Below are 1,380 nucleotides of genomic sequence, written 5' to 3'. Positions count from 1 at the left end.
GGCCAGACGCCGCCCGGCAGGTAGCGGGTGAGCCCGGCGAGGAAGAACACCCGGACCGCCGCCGGCCAGGGCAGGCGGGTGCCCAGCCCGGCCAGCAGCATGCGCCAGCCGAGGAAGCCGGGCACCCCGCCGACGGCCGCCAGCGCCGCGGCGAGCAGGGCGTTCCCCCAGCCCACCAGCCGCAGGCTCGCGCCCAGGCCATGGCGGACCCGCCACAGCTGGTAGCCGAGGAAGCCGGCCACGAGCAGGTAGGCGGCCACGCGCAGCCCGGCGAGCGCCCGGCGGCCCGCCGGGGTGGCCAGGAGGCGGCGGGCGCTCCGCACGGCCGTCACGCGGGCGCCTTGGCGTACATGCGGCGGAACGAGCGCGAGGTCAGCCACTGCACGATCCCGACGCCCGCCCCGGCCGCGATGGTCAGGTTGACGAGGAAGTGCGTGCCGACGAAGAACAGCCCGAAGCCCGCGCCCCGGGTGGCGAACACATATCGGTACATCTTCCGGTCGATGCCCAGCCAGGCGGCCAGCAGCAGGGCTGGCAGCGCCGCCGACCACGCGGCGCCGGTCAGCAGCGGCACGGGCAGGGCGAGGAGCGTCAGCGCGGCGGCCAGGCTCGCCGCCGACTCCGGCGAGCCGACCACGCCCGCGGCCCGCCGGGGCTGCAGGAAGAACGGCACGTGCACGCGGGTGCGGGTGAAGACCTTGCGCAGCGCGACGCGCAGGGTGGCGTCGTCGTCGTGGCGCCCGCGCACGGCCGAGGTGAGCAGCACGGTGTAGCGCTCGTTGAGCCGCTCGCCGATGTCGGCGCCCTCCGACTGGGTGAGCTCGGCCGTCCACGGCCCGACCTCGGCCCACACGGCGGCGGGGAAGGCGATGATCGCGACGGGCAGGAATCCCTTGATCGGGCCCTCGGCGACCAGGTACCAGTAGTGGCGGTAGAGGGTGCGGTACTCCTTGACCAGGCTGTCACGCCGCAGCGGGACCGCCTCGTAGTTGCCGGAGACCGCGCCGATGCCGGGGTCGGACCCCAGCAGCGCCACGGCCTGGGCGACCGCGTCGGGGGCGAGCGCGACGTCGGAGTCGAGGAAGAACAGCACCTCGCCCCGCGCGTGCGCCACGCCGAGGTTGCGCGCGGCGGACACCCCGCTGTTGCGCGGCGTGCTGAGCACCCGCACCCCGTGGGACTCGGCGACCCGTACGGAGTCGTCGGTGCTGCAGTCGTCCACGCAGATGATCTCGATGGGGGAGTACGTCTGCTCCTGGACCGAGCGCAGGCACAGCCCGAGCACGTCGGCGTAGTTGTAGTTGGGGATGATGACCGAGACGAGGGGCGTGGCGGTCATGGCTCACCAGCCTTTCGAGGGGTCGGCCGGGCGCCGGCGCC

Annotated in this window: 1 protein-coding gene and 1 pseudogene; both read right to left on the bottom strand. The window is 74.7% G+C overall.

All coding sequences use genetic code 11. The annotated features are described in order from the left end of the window. Positions 1-332 (bottom strand): annotated as a pseudogene (locus ACWDS7_RS48500) (hypothetical protein); the annotation flags it as partial. Then, positions 329-1,339 (bottom strand): glycosyltransferase family 2 protein, encoded by a 1,011-nt coding sequence (locus ACWDS7_RS48495; protein ID WP_451934831.1) that lies wholly within the window; start codon positions 1,337-1,339, stop codon positions 329-331. The pseudogene ACWDS7_RS48500 and the gene ACWDS7_RS48495, both read right to left, overlap by 4 nt. Positions 1,340-1,380 lie beyond the last annotated feature (41 nt).

The sequence above is a fragment of the Streptosporangium sp. NPDC003464 genome, from assembly GCF_053588315.1.
The sequence above is the reverse complement of the archived record's forward strand: the minus strand, read 5'-3'. Positions and strand labels throughout refer to the sequence as shown.